The 17,887-nt window shown below is 70.1% G+C and carries 16 protein-coding genes; 12 read left to right on the forward strand and 4 right to left on the reverse strand.

What is annotated here, in order from left to right; all coding sequences use genetic code 11:
* The first annotated feature begins 7 nt into the window (after positions 1 to 7).
* Together AC07FV_RS17495 and AC07FV_RS17500 are read left to right on the forward strand one after the other, a co-directional pair.
* Entirely contained in the window at positions 8 to 1,156 is a 1,149-nt protein-coding gene (locus AC07FV_RS17495) for a hypothetical protein (protein ID WP_479088173.1), read from the forward strand.
* A gap of 33 nt (positions 1,157 to 1,189) precedes the next feature.
* Entirely contained in the window at positions 1,190 to 3,283 is a 2,094-nt protein-coding gene (locus AC07FV_RS17500) for an ATP-binding protein (RefSeq protein ID WP_479088175.1), read from the forward strand.
* 474 nt (positions 3,284 to 3,757) lie between these two features.
* Here the strand turns inward: AC07FV_RS17500 and AC07FV_RS17505 are convergent, their stop codons facing one another.
* Complete coding sequence (locus AC07FV_RS17505) at positions 3,758 to 5,503, reverse strand: GTPase (RefSeq protein WP_479088177.1); 1,746 nt, start codon at positions 5,501 to 5,503, stop codon at positions 3,758 to 3,760.
* Complete coding sequence (locus tag AC07FV_RS17510) at positions 5,493 to 6,947, reverse strand: hypothetical protein (protein WP_479088179.1); 1,455 nt, start codon at positions 6,945 to 6,947, stop codon at positions 5,493 to 5,495. The genes AC07FV_RS17505 and AC07FV_RS17510 overlap by 11 nt, the downstream gene beginning before the upstream one ends.
* A gap of 66 nt (positions 6,948 to 7,013) precedes the next feature.
* On the opposite strand from AC07FV_RS17510, the gene AC07FV_RS17515 reads away from it, so the two are divergent.
* Both AC07FV_RS17515 and AC07FV_RS17520 read left to right on the forward strand, forming a co-directional pair.
* Positions 7,014 to 7,775: a hypothetical protein gene (locus AC07FV_RS17515; RefSeq protein WP_479088181.1), complete on the forward strand. Its 762-nt coding sequence runs from the start codon at positions 7,014 to 7,016 to the stop codon at positions 7,773 to 7,775.
* A gap of 236 nt (positions 7,776 to 8,011) precedes the next feature.
* Complete coding sequence (locus tag AC07FV_RS17520) at positions 8,012 to 8,164, forward strand: hypothetical protein (protein WP_479088183.1); 153 nt, start codon at positions 8,012 to 8,014, stop codon at positions 8,162 to 8,164.
* 107 nt (positions 8,165 to 8,271) lie between these two features.
* Here the strand turns inward: AC07FV_RS17520 and AC07FV_RS17525 are convergent, their stop codons facing one another.
* Positions 8,272 to 9,111 carry a patatin-like phospholipase family protein gene (locus AC07FV_RS17525; protein WP_479088185.1) on the reverse strand — a complete coding sequence of 280 codons (840 nt, stop codon included), beginning with the start codon at positions 9,109 to 9,111 and terminating at the stop codon, positions 8,272 to 8,274.
* 126 nt (positions 9,112 to 9,237) lie between these two features.
* Positions 9,238 to 11,139: an FAD-dependent oxidoreductase gene (locus tag AC07FV_RS17530; RefSeq protein WP_479088187.1), complete on the reverse strand. Its 1,902-nt coding sequence runs from the start codon at positions 11,137 to 11,139 to the stop codon at positions 9,238 to 9,240.
* 428 nt (positions 11,140 to 11,567) lie between these two features.
* Between AC07FV_RS17530 and AC07FV_RS17535 the strand changes: the two genes are divergently transcribed.
* The 8 genes from AC07FV_RS17535 (at position 11,568) to AC07FV_RS17570 (ending at position 17,812) form a co-directional block, all read left to right on the forward strand.
* Complete coding sequence (locus AC07FV_RS17535) at positions 11,568 to 12,800, forward strand: SchA/CurD-like domain-containing protein (RefSeq protein ID WP_479088189.1); 1,233 nt, start codon at positions 11,568 to 11,570, stop codon at positions 12,798 to 12,800.
* A 125-nt stretch (positions 12,801 to 12,925) separates the two neighbouring features.
* A complete protein-coding gene (locus AC07FV_RS17540; RefSeq protein WP_479088191.1) occupies positions 12,926 to 13,393 on the forward strand; it encodes a cupin domain-containing protein in 468 nt (155 codons plus the stop codon).
* Positions 13,390 to 14,661 carry a beta-ketoacyl-[acyl-carrier-protein] synthase family protein gene (locus tag AC07FV_RS17545; protein ID WP_383646449.1) on the forward strand — a complete coding sequence of 424 codons (1,272 nt, stop codon included), beginning with the start codon at positions 13,390 to 13,392 and terminating at the stop codon, positions 14,659 to 14,661. The genes AC07FV_RS17540 and AC07FV_RS17545 overlap by 4 nt, the downstream gene beginning before the upstream one ends.
* The gene (locus AC07FV_RS17550; protein WP_479088193.1) at positions 14,658 to 15,938 is read left to right on the forward strand and encodes a ketosynthase chain-length factor; all 1,281 of its coding nucleotides are present in this window, start codon (positions 14,658 to 14,660) and stop codon (positions 15,936 to 15,938) included. Before AC07FV_RS17545 ends, AC07FV_RS17550 begins: the two co-directional genes overlap by 4 nt.
* A 162-nt stretch (positions 15,939 to 16,100) precedes the next feature.
* Positions 16,101 to 16,370 (forward strand): acyl carrier protein, encoded by a 270-nt coding sequence (locus AC07FV_RS17555; protein WP_479088195.1) that lies wholly within the window; start codon positions 16,101 to 16,103, stop codon positions 16,368 to 16,370.
* A gap of 1 nt (position 16,371) precedes the next feature.
* Positions 16,372 to 16,851: an SRPBCC family protein gene (locus AC07FV_RS17560; protein WP_383646444.1), complete on the forward strand. Its 480-nt coding sequence runs from the start codon at positions 16,372 to 16,374 to the stop codon at positions 16,849 to 16,851.
* A gap of 46 nt (positions 16,852 to 16,897) precedes the next feature.
* Positions 16,898 to 17,233, forward strand: coding sequence for a TcmI family type II polyketide cyclase (locus AC07FV_RS17565; protein ID WP_479088198.1), 336 nt, complete (start codon positions 16,898 to 16,900; stop codon positions 17,231 to 17,233).
* A 144-nt stretch (positions 17,234 to 17,377) separates the two neighbouring features.
* Positions 17,378 to 17,812 (forward strand): PPOX class F420-dependent oxidoreductase, encoded by a 435-nt coding sequence (locus AC07FV_RS17570; protein WP_361016787.1) that lies wholly within the window; start codon positions 17,378 to 17,380, stop codon positions 17,810 to 17,812.
* Positions 17,813 to 17,887: the final 75 nt, after the last annotated feature.

A 17,887-nucleotide genomic window follows, 5' to 3' on the forward strand; every position in this document is an offset into this window, starting at 1 on the left:
GGGGGTTATGTTCGATGCGGAGTCGATTACAAGGCTGCGTGAGGAAGTCAAACGCACGACTATCGAGAATCGCTGGCTGCTCGACCAGCTACTCTCGGAGATTGAGCCGATGCGGCATGCCGCAGTTAGAATTCAACCACGCACTACCACCTCAATCTCGCTCGTAGCTAGCGACGGCGGTAATAATCGCGCGGAGTTCAACCCATTCGAGCTTCAGGTAGTTCGCGTAATGGATAGCCATGGAGTGGAACTCCTCACCAAGGTGGTCAGCCCCTACACCGATCTGGCAGAGTTAGCGTCTTGGCACCTTGACCTCGCGAGGCCGGATGATCCGCTAGGCGTTCTCATGCGCGACCTCGGGTGCGACTCTCTGTACGCCTTGAGCCCGATGCTCAACAATGATCCCGAGAAAAAGAGTCCCGGCTGGCCTCTGGTCTACCGAGACTTGTGCGAATGGGCCGTACTTTATCAGCTCATCACAAGGACCAAGTGGGGATCGGACACGTTGATCGTGCGTGACGGTCTGCTGCGTTCAAAGATCTTTCGTGGTGATCTGTTCGTGCAGATGTATCACCGCATCATGGAATCCATAGATGAAACTAAGTCGCGTCGACGACGAGATGTGTTCCTCGTAGGAATCGCTAAAAGAACAGAGGTATTGCAGCGCTACGCCACAGCCATGAGTGTCCAGGAGGTGTTCCCGTCTGGACACCCACTATTTGCCGCCGTGCCGATGGAACTGCAGCAGAAGGCCTACAAGTGGCCGGAATACATTAGGGCACCCGTCGCAGATTCCGATGGTGATTCCAAAGAGGACCCGAAGTTCAATATCGGCTCGATGCATTTCGTTCGATTTGGATCTGCACAAAGCGACCCAGTATGGACCGCGGACCTCCTTCACGCACAATCGGCTGATGCACAGAAGATCTTCGGATTTCTTCTTGGCGATGCAGTAGAAGGCTTTCCAGTCCCCTTCTACCCCCTGTGCCTGCAGCGGGCAGACGAGCACGCCCACGTTGTGGGCCTGGACATGGACATCTTGCGCGATGAACTGGCTGCAGCAGTCAGAGGGCTCCTAGGAGATGCAACGCGACAAAAGATCCTCGACGGCTTGATGCTGGCCTATACAGACATTGCTTCGCGCAGGTACTCATAGACCAGGCCTCACCTCAACTTCCGGAGCATTTACATGCAGCTCTTTCATCGCGATCACATCGTTGGCGTTTTTCGCGGATTCTCTGGCAACGGCTTGGAGTTTCACGCCGATCTGGTCCTCCCCTATCGTAGCGAGTTTCAATCGAGCGCGATGCACGGACAGTTTGTGCTAGTTGCACTGGAGACTGAGCATGAGGCAGTCCTGGGACGAGTCACGTCTGTGAGCGCTCAGGGGCGACTGGCCTCTACTTCTGGAGAAGACTATGCGGTTCGCGCCGTTCAGGACGATCGCCCTATCCCCGAAGATCTTCGTGATCAGTACCTCCGCTACAAAATCGACATCCGAATCCTCGGTGTCGTTCGTGCCAGAGGCGACGGGCTCGATGTCGTAGCGAGCCACCGACGTGTGCCACACGTTGGTTCCAAGGTAGCCTTTCTCTCGCCAGATGTACTTCGAGCCGTTGCCGGCTCCGACATAGTTGGTGCCGACTTGGGGTTCTTCGCCCTGGGTGAATTTATCTGGTCGGGCTCCGACCCTCGGCTTTCCCACGAGCCATGGATGGTTGTTCAGAAACCCGACGTCGTTGTGCGCTTCGATATCGCCCAACTCGTTGCGCGACGTAGCTTTGTATTTGCCCGAGCCGGATTCGGAAAGAGTAACCTGGTCAAGCTCCTCTTCTCAGGGCTATATGCGGGGGAAGAAGCGCCCTCAGTTCCGAAGCGTGGCGGGCGTAGGGTCCCCGTTGGAACGGTGGTTTTTGACCCTGATGGCGAGTACTTCTGGCCTGATGATAAAGGCCGACCTGGCTTGTGCGATGTTCCGGGGCTCCGTGATCGGCTAGCGCTGTTCACAGATCGGAAAGCGCCTAGCAGTGTCTACGGTTCCTTTGTCGTTGACGGGGTGAAGCTCGACATTCGACAACTTTCTGCCGCCAAGGTTATTTCGCTAGTTCTTGGTCCGGAGCAGCAGGAGCGGCAGAACGTTCAGAAACTTAGGCAGCTAAGCGCCGATAAGTGGAGGCGCCTCGTAGACGCTGTTCATGGATCAGCGCATGAGACACCACTTGACACCATCAGCGAGATTATTGGTCTGACGGGTAACCAAGAGATTGAAGCGCTGGCTGCACGTGCGAATATGGTGCGTGTCGTCCGTCAACTTCACGACCCGTCTTCGCGTCTGCTTGACGCTCTTTTGCGCGCTCTCAGCGACGGAAAGCTGTGCATCGTAGACATCTCTCGAATGAGGGGATCACAGGGGCTCAACCTGGCTGGCGTTCTCATGCAGCACATTTTCGAGCACAATCAAGAAGAGTTTACGGCTGCAGAACCTCGAACGATTCCCACCATCGCAGTTCTCGAAGAAGCTCAAAGCGTTCTCAACGGCGCCTCTATGACGGGCGACAGCCCGTTCGTCGCTTGGGTCAAAGAGGGGCGCAAGTACGATCTCGGAGCTGTGCTGATCACTCAGCAGCCAGGCAGTCTTTCGGCTGACCTACTAAGCCAGGGAGACAACTGGTTCGTATTCCACCTGCTCAGTGCAGTGGACCTTACGGCACTCAAGAAGGCCAACGCTCATTTCTCCGATGACCTGCTCTCCTCGCTTTTGAACGAGCCACTGGTCGGTCATGGTGTCACTTGGTCGAGCGTAGGCGGCGCTAAGTATCCGATTCCAGTTCGCGTTCTCGACTTCGCACGCGACATCGAACTGCTCGATAAGGGCGGTACTGAGCCCATTGAGACTTACGCCTCACTTTTGCGAGGTGAGCTGGATCAACAGTTGCAGAAGGCAGTCCAGGATGCTGGCGGTCAGGCCGTCTCCGCAGATGTCGATAACGGAACTATCGACGTCTCAGCCACAGTCATTAAGAGCGCCATTGAACGCGTTAAGCAGGATGAGCGACTCATGGCTGAACTCACAGGTCGAGGCAAACCCTGGAGAGGTGTAATTACGTTTCTGGAACCATTTGCGCCTTTCTCTACCACTAAGGAACAGAACACTTGGGCGGCTCGTGCCGTAACCCAAGTCCTTGACGGTGTCTTCGGTAGCGCCGGTTGGGAGTCTTTCAAGCTACCCAAGGTTGGCAATCCGGCTGTAGAGGTCACGTGGGTGCGCGCTAAGCAGGAGTAGTACACCCGCGTCAAAGTCTGCTGCGTAGGTGTGGACAAGGGATGGACGAGAGTCCGTGGGCCCGCTGCCCCCGTGTCCCTGACCTGCCAAGAAGCGGTGCACGCATCTGCCCTCCGGAGCCGTGTGCGCAGGTTCGGATCCTGCCGGGGGCACTTCGCGTCGACCAGCACGATGATGTGGTTGACCTGCGTAGCGGCCAAGTATGAAGAGCGGGAACCAGTCTCACTGGGTCCCGCTCTTTGTCGTTGCTCCGCACTGATCACGGTAGACCCGCGTCGGAGCGCCCCAAGGTGCACGACGCGCTCCGTCATGTCGACAGGCTGACGAGGCGGCAGTGGGACGCCCGGTCCGGGCGGGACATGGCCTCGTGGTCAGCCGCACCGGGTCGCATCGGAGTGCCTCGTGTCGGGCCGGCCCGCCGCGCGAGGGGGCAGGGCGGCGATGCACCGGTGCCGAGATCCTTCGGTCCGTCGGTTACAGGGGCGGCCCGGTAAGGCGTGTCGCCTCGTCGCGGAGGTTCGCGATGGTGCTGAGCGCCGCCTCGCGCTCGGCGTTGATGCTCGCGCCCCGCTCCGTGAGGCCGTCGAGCGACTGCTCGACCTGGGCTATCCACGCGCTCACGTACCGCGTGCCGGCGTCCGAAAGGGCCTTCCGCTGTGCGCGGGCCTGGTCGGCGAAGTGGTCCCTGATCTCCTGCCGGCGCTTGTTGACCGCCATCCACTCGCGTTGCTCCCGGGCGATGCCCGCCAGGTCCGTCAGCGGTCCCATGACTGCCAGCGCCCACTGCACCTTGCCCGCCGCACCCACCACCTTCTCGGCCGCCTTGGTCTTGCCCCACGGCTTGAACTTCCCTGCTCCGACGGTGACCTTGCCTCCGGCGTCGAGGAGCTTCCGTCCCACCCCGTGTTTGCTGAGCTTGTCCACGACGGTGGCGGCCGCGCTTCCCGATCCTTGGCCGCCGTCCTTGACCTTCCCGAGCCACTCCCCCGCCTTCGCCGCGCTCGCCTTCGCGCCCTTCTTGGCTGCCTCCTTGGTCCCCTGAGCCAGCGGGGACGCTTCCTTCGGTGCCGCGACGGGCGTCGTCCCGAGGACTTCGAGGTCGTTCGCCCAGGGTTCCGGCTCCGGCACAGACGTTCCGTACTCGGCGACCAGGGTGTCGAACGCCGTCCGCACCGATGAGGAGAACCTCGTGTCGAAGCCTCCCATCGTGTCCTCCAGTTCGTCCTGCACGGCTTCCGCGACGCGGTCGGGGAGGGTGCCGTCCTTGTCGGAGATTCCGGCGGCGGCTCTGCCTCCGGCCGCCGTGATCCTGTCGGCGACGACGCCGCTCTCCCTGTCCAGGGCGCTCAGCACGAGATCCTTGGCGGCAGTGACCGCTTCCGCGGCCTTCAGCGCGGTGCGCGCGGCATCGAGGTCCTCACCGTCCAGCTCCCACCGGCGCTCGGCGTCCGCCAGGACACGGAGGAGTTCGAACGCCTGGGCCCGGGGGCGGACACCGCCGACGCCGGGCGCGACGACGCGCCTCAGTTCGGCCGTGAGGGCGTCGATGCCGCTTTCGGTGACGAGTGCCGCACGGTCGGCCGCCGGCAGGGACGGGTCGTTGACGGCGTCGACGTAGTCGCGTGCGTCGGTCGGGACGACCGGGACGCGGTCGGCGAAGGGCCCGAGGCGTGCCCGGATCTCGTCGAGGACGACGTCGCGGTCGCTGTTCTCCGCGTTCATCTTGTTGACGACGACGACACTCCGGTCCGCGAACCCGTCGGGGCCGAGTACCTGCAGGATCGCTCCGGTCTCCGCCTCGCCGGGCAGTTCGCTCGTCGTCACGATCATGAGCGCGTCCGCGCCACGTACGCCGCGCCGGGCCGCCCCGGAGTGTTCGTCGTCCCCCGACAGGGTCCCGGGCAGGTCGACTAGGGTCGCTCCGTCCCAGTCGTACGGCGTCGCCTCGTGCGTCTTGGGCGCCGCGTCGACGAGTGTGCCGACGTCTTCCGCGGGAAGCCGGAGGAGCGCCGCCACGAGCGTCGACTTCCCCGCGCTGTACGGGCCCAGCAAGGCGATGCGCAGCGGGCTCGTGTCCGCACGGGGCAGATCCGCGGCCAGCGGGCGGGTGCGCGGGTGGGCGTTCAGTACCGCCTCGGCCCGGGCACTCAGCGCGAGCACCCGCGCGCTCGGCCGGTCCGCGCTTTCGGAGGCGTCGACCGGTGCCGCGTCAGTCGTCATGGGGTCCCTCGTCCCTCTCGTCACTCTCGTCCCGGTTGCCATGTTGCACCTCGCCCTTCCCGTCCCTGGGGTCCGGACGGATCTCGATCCGCTCGGTGAGTACATCCACGCAGCGGTCGCGCAGGCGCGCCCGTACGTCGTCGGTGCGGGAGGCGTCGGTCCACAGCCGGAGTTCGGCCCCGGGTGTCCGGCTTGCCCGGCGGACAGCCGCCGGGTCACCGCCCGCGAGGGCGAGGAGCCGTCGTGCCAGGGCGAGGTCGATCCCGTCGAGGGCCGACCGCAGGACCGGCCGCAGTCGGGCGAGCCGTTCGCACCTTTCCCGGGCGGCGGCGATGTCCGCGGACCACGCTTCGAACCGGGCCTCGGTCTGTTGCGTGACCGCCTCGGTGAACCGATCCGACCACGCCGCCAGCTCATCGAACAGCGCGTCGAGGCGGACCGCGGCCTCGGTCGCGGTCGCGTCCGCCCACTGGTCCTGTGCCCGCCGTATCCGGAGGATCTCGCCGCTCACCGCCTTCGCCGCCCCGGCCAGGGCACCCGCCGCGTGGACCGCCGCCGTCGCGGGAGGGGGGAGGGCAGCCTTGGGAACTCCCTTGGCGACCACGGACTTCAGGAGGGCCGTCGCCGCCCCCTTGGCAGCCCCCGTACCGAGAGTCGCGGTCTGCGTCTTCAGGTCGGGACGCGGCCGTACCCGCGGTCGCGCCGTGCCCGTGTGATCTGGGACCTCCGCCGCCGTGCTCAGAAGGAGCCCCCGGTTCAGCGCCTCCCTTTCGCACGCGTCGGGCAGACCGGAGAGGAGTTCGTCCACTTCCAGGCCGGTGAGGAAGTCGCTCCACGTGCGCGCGGCGTCAGCGCCGCCCAACCCCGCGACCACGTCCGGCAACCGCTCCTCGGCTCGGTGCCGCGCGGCTTCGAGCCGGTCGCGTGTGTCCCGACCCGCCGTCCGGAGGGTTCTGAGAACCGCGGTCCGGTCGTCTTCCGTCTTGCGTTCGAGCGCGTCGAGCGCGAGATCGATCCCCCGGAGTTCACGGGCGAGCCGGTCGTGAACGGCGGCGACCGGCGCCCGGACCCCGTCGGCCAGCCGGACGGCGCGCAGGGGAAGCGCCCGCTCGGCCAGCAGCCGGGTGAGGGACTGCTCCAGCTCGGGCAGCCGGCTGGCCCGGAGGGCCCGGTCGCCCAGCTCACGGTCCGGCGTGGACAGCGCTTCGTGTGCGGCCCCCGAGTGGACGGGAAGAACCGCGGGCGGAGCGGCTCCGGCGGCACGGCAGACCTGTTCGATCCGGGCGGTGTGCCCCGCGACCTGCTCGAACTCCCTGGCCGGGTCGTCGGCGAAGCGTCTCAGGCGGTGCGGTTCGACGACCCGGCTCTTCACGTTGACGACGATGAGCAGCGGTTTCCCGGAGCGGAGCAGCCGCACGAGTTCGGTGGACTCCTCGTCGCGCAAGGTGTCGGCGTAGTTCCATATGACCGCGTCGGCGTCGTCACAGGCGGCCCGGGCGTGCGTGGCGTCATGGTCGTCGTCCTTGGCCGCGACACCGGGCGTGTCGAGGTACGTGACGGAGCCGACCCAGAGGCTGAGCGACGGCCGCCTTCGTGCCGGTGTGATGAGCCGTACGAGCTTCGTTACCGTCTCGTCGTCGGCGGGACCCGTGCGAGAACGAAGGGGGTAGGGATGTCCGGAGCGATGATCTCTGTAGTCGTCGCCATCGTGGGTGTGGGCGGCACGCTGGCTTCCGCAGTGGTCACTCAAGTGCTGGCGCACCGGGCGGAGTTACGGAGACTGGAGGGAGAGAGGGGGGCCCGCCTCGCAGAACAGCGGGTTGATGCCGAGCAGCGCAGAATCGATGGGCTCCGGAACTGCTACGTTCAGCTGCACGCTCGTGATCGTCACTACAGAGACGCGATGTTGGCGTACGCCTACGCACTCAGGACGGGGTCCGCCGAAGCCGAGGCGGCGGAAGTCGGCCACGCGCGGCGGGAGCAACGAGACACACGCGCGGAAGCCCAGCTGGTGGCGAGCGATGCGGTGCTTGAGCTGGAGAGCCGAGTGAACGACCGGCTCACGACCGCCTACAGGCACCTGATGAGAGTCGCCGGCGAGCCGGAGTCGCCCGCTCGTCGTACGAGGCTCAGCGAGGTCATCGGCCTCCTGGATTCGATCATCCCGCTCCAGGGGAACATACGGGCGCTGATGCGCCTTGAGGTGGGAACCACTCGAGAACTTCCGGACTGGTACGACCGCGAAGGCGGACCGGCAACCCACGGCTCCTGACCACGGTCCGGTGTCAGAATGCACGGTCCGGGTCCTGGCCGAATCGCTCGTCGGCGGCGTGCGGGCTGCAGTGTGCGCAGGGCGGAGATGACGCGGATCCGGTGGACGTGCGCAGTCGCCTCGTGGGGTAGGCGAACAGGATGACGGGTCGTCAGGGGTCACGCGACGAGGCTGCGCCTTCGTGGCGTCGGCGTCGGGAGGTGCGCGGGCTGGCGCTGCCGGCCTACGCAGTGGTCGTGGCCGGACTTGCGGCCCTGTTCTGGTACTGGGTGCGGGGAAAGTCCTGGGGCGACTCGATGTCGTTCGCGCTGACGGTCACGCTGAGCGCGATCGGTGGCCGGTTGGCGGCCGAACTGATCCTGCGGAGGGCCGGTCGTGGTGACGGTTGACTATAGGAGTGGGAGCCGGCGCGGGTCGGTCGGCTCGGCTCCGCTTCTCCGGCCGGTCGGGTCCGTTGTCGTTCCGAGTGGCCCGGCTTCGCTGGAGAGGGTTCCTGTCAGCCCTGCCACACCCCGCGGATGCGGTCGGCCTGTTCCCTGCCCTGGCGGCGGCCCTCTCGGGCTGCGCCCGGGATGCGGGAGGCGTTCAGGGGGTTGTGGCCGAAGGCGCGGCGGGACGGGCGGTCGGGGGTGAGGAGGGTGGCTCGGGTGCCCTTCGCGGCGAGGGAGGCGACCTGCGCCGCCGCGCTCGGGGTCGCTCCGGCGGCCTTGGGGACGGGGGCGAGGACGACGACCCGGGCGCAGTCGTCGACCAGGTCGGCGTTGGTGGTGGAGCGGACGCCGCCGTCCATCCAGCGGCCCTCGCCGATCGTGATCGGCGGGAACAGGGGCGGCAGCGCGCAGGTGGCCGACATGGCGCGCAGCAGGTCGACGCCGGACTCGGCGGTGAAGGCGGTGGGTGCGCCGGTGAGGGCGTCGACCGCGAAGAGCCGTACGGTGCGCTCCGGCCAGTCGTCGACCGGCAGGTGCGGGGCGATGGCGGCGAGGACCGCGGACTCCGGGACGTCGCGGACCGAGAGCGCGAGTCGGCCCAGGCGCCTGACCACCCCTCGGGGGTCGCGCGAGCCGAGGGCCGCCCACAGGTACCTGGCGGTCATGGTGAGGGTGAAGTCCACGTCCATCATGGGCCTTTCGCGCTCGACCTGCTCCTTGTAGAGGTCGGCCGGGGCCGATCCCTTGGCCAGGTCGAGGGCGAGCAGGGAGCCGGCCGACGTGCCGGCCAGGACGTCGGCGTCACCCAGGTCCAGCCCGGCCTCGGCCAGTCCCGCCAGTACGCCGACCTGCCACGCGTACGCCGTCAGGCCGCCTCCGCCCAGCACCAGCGCCGTGTCCGCCATGTCCGCCCCTCCGGTCGTTCCCGGACGCCATAATGGGGAGCACTCCCCACTTACCCGTCGAGCGAGACGCTAGCAGGTAAGCGGGGAGTGGTCCACGGTTGGGGTGGGAGGCGGTCGCCGGTCAGGTCAGGCGAGCGACAGCACCGTTCTCACGACCTGGCGGAGCATCGACTCCGGGTCCGGGGCCGGGCCCGGGGAGCGCCACGCCACGAAGCCGTCGGGGCGGACCAGGACCGCGCCGCCGCGGGTGACGCCGTGGGCCCGTGCCCAGTCGGTGTCCTCGGCGTCCGGGCTCAGGTCGGCCTCCTGGGTGCCGCCCACGCGGTACGACTTCAGCGGCACCCGCAGCTCGGAGGCCAGCCGGGTCGCCGCCTCGTGCCAGCCGGTGGGCTGGGCCGCGTCGCTGAGCAGGACCAGGGAGTCCTCGTACAGGTCGAGGGTGGTGACGCGGGCGCCGTCGCCGGCCCGGTGGAGCCAGAGGTGGGGAGCCCTGCTGCCGGGGGCTCCGGTGAGGTCGAGCCCCTCCGGGACCACGGGGGTCGCGGGGTCCGCGCCGACCACCGCGCCCTGGGGGTAGCGGTAGCCGAGGGCGACGTTGAGGATGCCGCGCTGGGGGCTGCCGCCGGGACCACCGGGGGCGCCGCCGGGACCACCGGGGCCGCCCGGGGCGCCGCCGGGGCCGCCGAAGCCCCCGCCGGGGCCACCCGGAGCGCCGGCAGGACCACCGGGGCCGCCGGCCGGGCCGCCGGGACCGCCCGGAGCCCCACCGGGACCGCCGGGACCGCCGGGGCCGCCCGGGCCGCCCGCCGGGGCGCCCCCCGGAGCCCCGGGGCCGCCGGGGCCGCCGCCCCCCATGCCCGGAGGTGGCGCGAAGCCCGGGTGGCTGTGTTCGACCGAGCGGCCGGCGGCGCGGGCGCTGGTGGCCTCCGCGACCGGGCGGCGCTCCGCGTCGTAGGTGTCCAGGAGGCCTTCTCCCGCCCAGCCCTCCAGGACCGCGGCGAGCTTCCAGGCGAGGTTGTGGGCGTCCTGGATACCGGTGTTGGAGCCGAATGCGCCGGTGGGGGACATCTCGTGGGCGGAGTCGCCGGCGAGGAGGACGCGGCCCGAGCGGTAGCTGCGGGCGACGCGCTGGGCGGCGTGCCAGGGGGCCTTGCCGGTGATCTCGACGTCGAGGTCCTCGGCGCCGATGGCGCGGCGGATGTGGGCGGCGCAGCGCTCGTCGGTGAAGTCCTCGACGGTCTCGCCCTGTTCGGGGTGCCAGGGGGCGTGGAAGACCCAGTTCTCCTTGTTGTCCACGGGCAGGAGGGCGCCGTCGGCGTCCTCGCTCGTCAGGTAGCAGACGATGAAGCGGCGGTCGCCCACGACGTCGGCCAGGCGGCGGGAGCGGAAGGTGATGCTGACGTTGTGGAAGAGGTCGCCGGGGCCGCTCTGGCCGATGCCGAGTTGCTCGCGGACCGGGCTGCGGGGGCCGTCGGCGGCCACCAGGTAGTCGGCGCGGATGGTGGTGTGCTCGCCGGTCTCCCGGCTCTTGACGACGGCGGTGACCCCGTCGGCGTCCGCGTCGAAGGACAGCAGCTCGGTGCCGAAGCGCAGGTCGCCGCCGAGGTTCGTGGCGTGGGTGAGGAGTTCGGGTTCGAGGTCGTTCTGGGAGCACAGGCACCAGGAGCTGGGGCTGAAGCGGGCCAGGCCGCCTCCCGCGTCCATCTCCTTGAAGAGCCACTCCCCCGCGTCGCCGACGAGGGTCGGCGTCTGGAAGATGCCGTGGTTGTCGGCGAGGGTGGCGGCGGCCTTCCGGATGTCCGGCTCGGTGCCGGAGACGCGGAAGATCTCCATCGTGCGGACGTTGTTGCCGCGCCCGCGGGGGTGGATCGAGGTGCCGGCGTGGCGTTCCACCAGGGTGTGCCGGATGCCCAGCCTCCCCAGGAACACCGAGGTCGACAGGCCCACCAGGGACCCGCCGACGATCAGGACCGGGACCCGGTGGACCGCGGGGGCGGCTCCACCGGACCGGTCGGCTCTCTCGTTCATCTCGTTCGTCCTCCGTTGTGACGGACGCGCGCCCGCCGCGGTGACGGACGTCGCCCTTCTTCGTGACGGACGCGTCCCGTGCCGTGACGGACGTCGTCCCGCGTCGTGGCGGACGGGGTCCTCGGCCGTGCCGCGTGCCGTCCCGCCCGAGGCGTGGGCGGGGGACGTGCGCGCCGCTGCGTCGGACCGTCGTCGCGCGACTCGCCCGGCGACCGATCGCGCCGGGGACTTCCATGCATGCCCCCTGCGGCCCGGTGAGGCCCGCGGCGACGCATGCTTCACCCGCTTAACCCTCCTGGTTCGCGGTCCCCGCGGGCACGGCTCACGATCGTGCTTACTGCGACCGCCGCACCACGCCGGAGCCATGGCGCACGCCGCGACGATCGCCCCCAGTCCACGAGGAAGTTCCCGGAGGAGAGGTGGGCCGGATGACGGTCTATCCCGTCGTAGCGACGGATACCGTGTCGGCAGATGCCCTGACCACAGACGCCGCGGCGGCCTCGCCCGCCGTGGCCGCGGACGCGGGCGGCGTGTCGGTATCCGCGTTCGACGGATCACGCGTGCGGGTCGTCCTGATGCTGGACATCCACGACGGCAAGCAACAGGAGTTCCTGAACGCCTACGACGGCATCTGCGACCGGGTCGCCGCCGTCCAGGGCCATGTCAGCGACCAGCTGTGCCAGGCCGTCGACAACCCGACCAAGTGGCTGCTCACCAGCGAGTGGGAGAGCGCGGAGCCGTTCCTGGCCTGGGTCAACAGCGAGGACCACCTGGACACCGTCGAGCCCCTCCAGGACTACGTGCGCGACACCCACTCCCTGCGCTACAGCGTGCTGCGGGAGACCTCGGGCGAGCGGTCCGCGTCCGTCGCGGCCGGTGAACCGCTGAACGCCGCCGCCCGGATCGGGAACAACGTCGTGCGGCACGCCCTGACCTTCACCGTGCGTTCCGGGAGCGAGGACGAGGTCGCGCGACTGCTGGCCGGTTACGCGGCTCCGGACGCGCGCGTCGACGAGTCCGGCCGACTGCTGCGCACCTCGGTCTTCCTGCACGGCAACCGGGTGGTGCGCGCGGTGGAGGTGCAGGGCGATCTGCAGCACGCGCTGCGCCACGTCGCCCGGCAGCCCGCGGTGCGGGCCGTCGAGGAGGCCCTCAACCCGTACCTGGAGCAGGAGCGGGACCTGCGCGACCCCCGGGACGCCCGGCGGTTCTTCACGCGGGCCGCGATGCCGGCCGTCCACCACGCGTCGTCCGTCGACACGGACGGTGCCGGTTTCCGGCGGGTGGCGCTCCTGTACCCGGCCCGTCCCGGCGCCGGTCCCGAACTGGCACGGCTGCTGGCCCGCCAGGACGCGGCGACCCTGCACACCCCGGGCAATCCGGTCCGCTCGGCCACCGTCTTCCACCGCGACGACCTCGTCATGCGGCTCGTCGACGTGGAGGGCGACCCGGAGCGGGCGCCCGCCTTCGTCCTCGGCCTGCACGGCTCCGCGGACGCCGCCGACGGCTCGCAGGCCGCCGGGGTCGCCGTGGCCGAGCGGCTGCTGGACACCGCCGCGGCCGGCGTGGACGGGCTCCTCACGGAGGAGCGCACCCTCGCCCAGCTGCTGGCGCGGGCCCGGATGACGCCCGTGACCGACCGGCGCTCACCCGCCCCCTGACCCCTCCCCGATCCACGCGCCCCGCGCACCGACCGCGCGGGCGGACCGGGCTCGACGGCGCGCCCGCCGGTCCGCGCGGATCCGACCGACCCACCCCCGCTTCCCGTCCCCCCGGAGTGAACGACATGACAGACCAGCAGGTACGCATCGTCTCCCTCGGCGACATCGCCCCGAACCGCCGCCGCGGCGGAGACCTCCGCGCCCTTCTCACGCCCACCACCGCCGGGGCCACCAGCGGCTTCATGGGCGTGGCCATCGTGCAGCCGGGCGACCGCATCGCCGAGCACTACCACCCGTACTCCGAGGAGTTCGTGTACGTCACGGAGGGCGCGCTGGAGGTGGACCTGGACGGGGTGGCGCACACCCTGGCCACCGGGCAGGGCGTGCTGATCCCGCAGGACGTGCGGCACCGCTTCCGCAACGTGGGCGCTGTCGAGGCGCGCCTCGTCTTCCACCTGGGGCCGCTGGCCCCGCGGCCGGAGCTCGGCCACGTGGACACCGAGGACGCGGCGGGCAACCCGCTCCAGCACGAGGGCCACGCGGGGTGCGCCGGGAACGAGCGTCCCGCCACCGCCGCCGAGGCGGTGTCGTGAACCGCCGTCGGGTCGCCGTCACGGGCATAGGCGTCGTCGCCCCGGGCGGGATCGGCGTGCCCCAGTTCTGGGGCACGCTCTCCGAAGGCCGTACGGCGACGCGCCGCATCTCCCTCTTCGACCCGGCGGGTCTGCGGTCGCAGATCGCCGCCGAGTGCGACTTCGAACCCTCCGAGCACGGGCTGGACATCGCCACCGTCCAGCGGAGCGACCGGTACGTGCAGTTCGCGCTGGTCGCCGCCGCCGAGGCGGTGCGGGACGCGCACCTCGACATGGCGCGTGAGGACCCCTGGCGGGCCGGCGCCACGCTGGGTACGGCGGTCGGCGGCACGACCCGGCTGGAGCACGACTACGTCCTGGTCAGCGAGCGCGGCTCCCGCTGGGACGTGGACGAGCGCCAGGCCGGGCCGGCCCTGGAGCGGGCCTTCACCCCGGCGACGCTGTCGTCGGCCGTGGCCGAGGAGTTCGGCGTGCGCGGGCCGGTGCAGACCGTCTCCACCGGCTGCACGTCCGGCCTGGACGCGGTGGGGTACGCCTACCACGCCGTCGCCGAGGGACGGGTCGACGTGTGCCTGGCGGGCGCTGCGGACTCGCCCATATCGCCGATCACCATGGCCTGCTTCGACGCCATCAAGGCGACCTCGCCGAACAACGACGATCCCGCGCACGCCTCCCGGCCCTTCGACGCCGACCGCAACGGCTTCGTCATGGGCGAGGGCGCGGCCGTGCTCGTCCTGGAGGACCTGGAGCACGCCCGGGCCCGCGGGGCGCACGTGTACTGCGAGGTCTCGGGCTACGCGACCTTCGGCAACGCCTACCACATGACCGGGCTCACCAAGGAGGGCCTGGAGATGGCGCGGGCCATCGACACGGCGCTGGACATGGCCGAGCTGGACGGCTCCGCCATCGACTACGTCAACGCCCACGGCTCCGGCACCCAGCAGAACGACCGGCACGAGACCGCCGCCGTCAAGCGCTCGCTGGGTGAGCACGCCTACGCGACGCCGATGAGCTCGATCAAGTCCATGGTCGGCCACTCGCTCGGCGCGATCGGCTCGATCGAACTGGCCGCGTGCGTGCTGGCGATGCACCACCAGGTGGTGCCGCCCACGGCCAACTACACGACCCCCGACCCCGAGTGCGACCTGGACTACGTGCCGCGCGAGGCACGGGAGCGAACGCTGCGGAACGTGCTGTCGGTCGGCAGTGGCTTCGGTGGCTTCCAGTCCGCGGTCGTGCTCAGCGGCTGCGAAGGAGGGCTGCGATGAGCGGACCACGAGGGACCAGGCGCCGCGACGACGCGGACAGCAGGCGTGCCGTCCTCACCGGGCTGGGCGTGGTGTCCCCGCACGGTGTCGGGGTCGAGGCCTTCTGGAAGGCGACCGCGGACGGCGCCAGCAGCCTGGGGCCCGTCACCCGGGAGGGCTGCGACCACCTGCCGCTGCGGGTGGCGGGCGAGGTACGGGGCTTCGACGCGGCCGAGACGGTCGAGGAGCGCTATCTCGTCCAGACCGACCGCTTCACCCACTTCGCCCTCTCCGCCGCACAACTGGCGCTGGACGACGCGCGGTTCGGGCGGGCCGACATCGAGTCGCCGTACTCGGTCGGGGTGGTCACCGCCGCGGGTTCGGGCGGCGGCGAGTTCGGCCAGCGGGAGCTCCAGAACCTGTGGGGCCAGGGGTCGCGGTACGTCGGCCCGTACCAGTCGATCGCCTGGTTCTACGCGGCCAGCACCGGACAGGTCTCCATCCGCAACGACTTCAAGGGGCCCTGCGGTGTGGTGGCCGCCGACGAGGCGGGCGGCCTGGACGCCCTGGCCCACGCGGCCCTGGCCGTGCGGGGTGGCACCGACACGGTGATCTGCGGCGCCACGGAGGCACCGCTGGCTCCGTACTCGATCGTGTGCCAGCTGGGCTACCCCGAACTGAGCCGGGCCACCGAACCGGACCGCGCCTACCGCCCCTTCACGAGTGCGGCCTGCGGCTTCGCGCCGGCGGAGGGCGGTGCCGTGCTCGTGGTGGAGGGGGCGGCGGCGGCCCACGAGCGCGGCGCGGAGGTACGGGCGACGGTGGCCGGACACGCGGCCACCTTCACCGGCGCCTCCCGCTGGGAGGAGTCCCGGGAAGGGCTGGCGCGGGCGATCGAGGGGGCGCTGGCCGAGGCCGGCTGCCGGCCCGAGGAGGTCGACGTGGTGTTCGCGGACGCCCTCGGCGTCCCGGAGGCCGACCGGGCCGAGGCCCAGGCCCTGGCCGACGCGCTGGGCCCGCACGCGCGGCGCGTGCCGGTCACGGCACCCAAGACCGGGACCGGGCGGGCGTACTGCGCGGCACCGGTGCTGGACGTGGCGACCGCGGTGCTCGCCATGGAACACGGGCTGATCCCGCCCACCCCGCACGTCCTCGACGTCTGTCACGACCTGGACGTGGTGACCGGCCGGGCCCGCCCCGCCGAGCCTCGCACGGCCCTGATCCTCAGCCGCGGACTCATGGGGTCGAACGCGGCGCTCGTCCTGCGACAGGGCGACGTGCCGTCCACGGACCGGTGACCGACGGCCGGGCGGCCGCGGGGCCCGGCGGCCGGGGCCGGACGCCCCGTGCACGGTGACCGCGGCCGGGGCCCATGACCGGTGAGGACCGGCAAGACCAACGCGAACCCCGAGCGGGCGCCGCCTGCGGGCGAGCGCCGACCGAGTGAAGGAGCACCTCGCATGACCGACCAAGTGGACTACCAGGTGACCGTCGAAGAGCTGTCGGCGCTGATGAAGCGCACCGCCGGCGTGCACGTCGACCCCGTCACCCTCCAGCAGCAGGCCGACGCCGGTTTCGACACCTTCGGTCTGGACTCCCTCGGCCTGCTGGGCATCGTGGCCGAGCTGGAGAAGCGGTACGGGCTGGGTCTGCCGGAGCAGGCCGAGCGCTGCAAGACGCCCGCGGATTTCCTCGCGCTGATCAACGGCGCCCTGAAGACGGGAGTGTGACATGGCAGGCCACACCGAGAACGACATCACCATCGCCGCGCCGATGGAGCTGGTCTGGAACATGACCAACGACATCGACAACTGGCCCCGGCTGTTCAGCGAGTACGCCTCCGTGGACGTGCTGGAGCGCGACGGCGACCGCGTCACCTTCCGGCTCACTATGCACCCGGACGCCGACGGCAAGGTGTGGAGCTGGGTCTCCGAGCGCGTCGCCGACCCCACGACCCGTACCGTCCGCGCCCACCGGGTCGAGACCGGTCCCTTCCAGTACATGGACATCGTCTGGGAGTACACCGAGACCGCCGAGGGCACCCGGATGCGCTGGGTCCAGGACTTCGCCATGAAGCCGGACGCGCCCGTGGACGACGCCTGGATGACGGACAACATCAACCGCAACTCCCGTACGCAGATGGCCCTGATCCGGGACCGGATCGAGCAGGCGGCGGGTGAGCGGCGGACCGCCTCGGTGCTCGCCGACTGAGACACCGGCCGCGTAGACCGACCACACCGACGGAGGATCCCTCCCCATGCACCACACCCTGATCGTCGCCCGGATGGCACCCGGCGCGGCACCGGACATCGCGAAGGTGTTCGCCGAGTCCGACGGCGGCGAGCTGCCCCACCTGGTGGGGGTCAACCGGCGCAGCCTCTTCGAGTTCGGTGACGGCGTGTACCTGCACCTCATCGAGAGCGACGAGGACCCGGCCCCGACCATCGGCCGACTGACCGGGCACCCCGAGTTCCGCCAGGTCAGCGAGCGGCTGGAGCCGTACGTCTCGGCGTACGACCCGGCGACCTGGCGCGGTCCGCAGGACGCGATGGCGCGCTGCTTCTACCGCTGGGAGCGGCCGGCCGTCGGCTGACGGACCGTCACCTCCCGTACCCCGCCCCGGGGTCGCCCGGCTTCCGCCGGACGGCCCCGGGGCGCGGCCGTGCGCACGCGGTGCCGAGCGGTGTCCGGGCCGGTTCGCGGGACAGCCGGCCCGGCGGCGGGTGATGATCGGCGCATGACCACCACACCGCGTTTCGACCCTCACGCCCTGCTCGCCGAGAGCCGGCTCGGCGTGCTCGCGACGATCAAGTCCGACGGCCGCCCGCAGCTCTCCCCCGTGATGCCGGCCTACGATCCGCGGGCCGGCGTGATCCGCGTCTCGACCCGCGAGGGGCTGGCCAAGACGGCGAACCTGCGCCGCGACCCGCGGGCCGCCCTGGAGGTGACCGCCCCGGACGGGCGGTCCTGGGCCACCGCCGAGGGGGTGGTGACCCTCACCGGGCCGGGCACCGACCCGCACGGGCCGGAGGTGGAGGCGCTGGTGGAGTACTACCGTGCCGCCGCCGGGGAGCACCCGGACTGGGACGAGTACCGGTCGACGATGGTGTCCGACCGCCGCGTGCTCCTCACCCTCGCGGTCGAGCGGGTGTACGGCGCCGACATCGGCTGAGCGGGCGCCCGAGATTTGTGCGCGGGTGGTGAAAGATCCGCCCGCCGTTTCCGTACCTCCTGGCGTACGTGTATC

It is taken from the genome of Streptomyces sp. NPDC045956 (assembly GCF_056430705.1).

What these genes read in the sequence shown, in the direction of transcription:
- AC07FV_RS17530 (WP_479088187.1), bottom strand. Translation starts at nt 11,139, where the DNA reads ATGAACGAGAGAGCCGACCGGTCCGGTGGAGCCGCCCCCGCGGTCCAC.
- AC07FV_RS17500 (WP_479088175.1), top strand. Translation starts at nt 1,190, where the DNA reads ATGCAGCTCTTTCATCGCGATCACATCGTTGGCGTTTTTCGCGGATTC.
- AC07FV_RS17505 (WP_479088177.1), bottom strand. Translation starts at nt 5,503, where the DNA reads ATGACGACTGACGCGGCACCGGTCGACGCCTCCGAAAGCGCGGACCGG.
- AC07FV_RS17555 (WP_479088195.1), top strand. Translation starts at nt 16,101, where the DNA reads ATGACCGACCAAGTGGACTACCAGGTGACCGTCGAAGAGCTGTCGGCG.
- AC07FV_RS17535 (WP_479088189.1), top strand. Translation starts at nt 11,568, where the DNA reads ATGACGGTCTATCCCGTCGTAGCGACGGATACCGTGTCGGCAGATGCC.
- AC07FV_RS17565 (WP_479088198.1), top strand. Translation starts at nt 16,898, where the DNA reads ATGCACCACACCCTGATCGTCGCCCGGATGGCACCCGGCGCGGCACCG.
- AC07FV_RS17525 (WP_479088185.1), bottom strand. Translation starts at nt 9,111, where the DNA reads ATGGCGGACACGGCGCTGGTGCTGGGCGGAGGCGGCCTGACGGCGTAC.
- AC07FV_RS17515 (WP_479088181.1), top strand. Translation starts at nt 7,014, where the DNA reads ATGGTCGTCGTCCTTGGCCGCGACACCGGGCGTGTCGAGGTACGTGAC.
- AC07FV_RS17495 (WP_479088173.1), top strand. Translation starts at nt 8, where the DNA reads ATGTTCGATGCGGAGTCGATTACAAGGCTGCGTGAGGAAGTCAAACGC.
- AC07FV_RS17560 (WP_383646444.1), top strand. Translation starts at nt 16,372, where the DNA reads ATGGCAGGCCACACCGAGAACGACATCACCATCGCCGCGCCGATGGAG.
- AC07FV_RS17570 (WP_361016787.1), top strand. Translation starts at nt 17,378, where the DNA reads ATGACCACCACACCGCGTTTCGACCCTCACGCCCTGCTCGCCGAGAGC.
- AC07FV_RS17540 (WP_479088191.1), top strand. Translation starts at nt 12,926, where the DNA reads ATGACAGACCAGCAGGTACGCATCGTCTCCCTCGGCGACATCGCCCCG.
- AC07FV_RS17550 (WP_479088193.1), top strand. Translation starts at nt 14,658, where the DNA reads ATGAGCGGACCACGAGGGACCAGGCGCCGCGACGACGCGGACAGCAGG.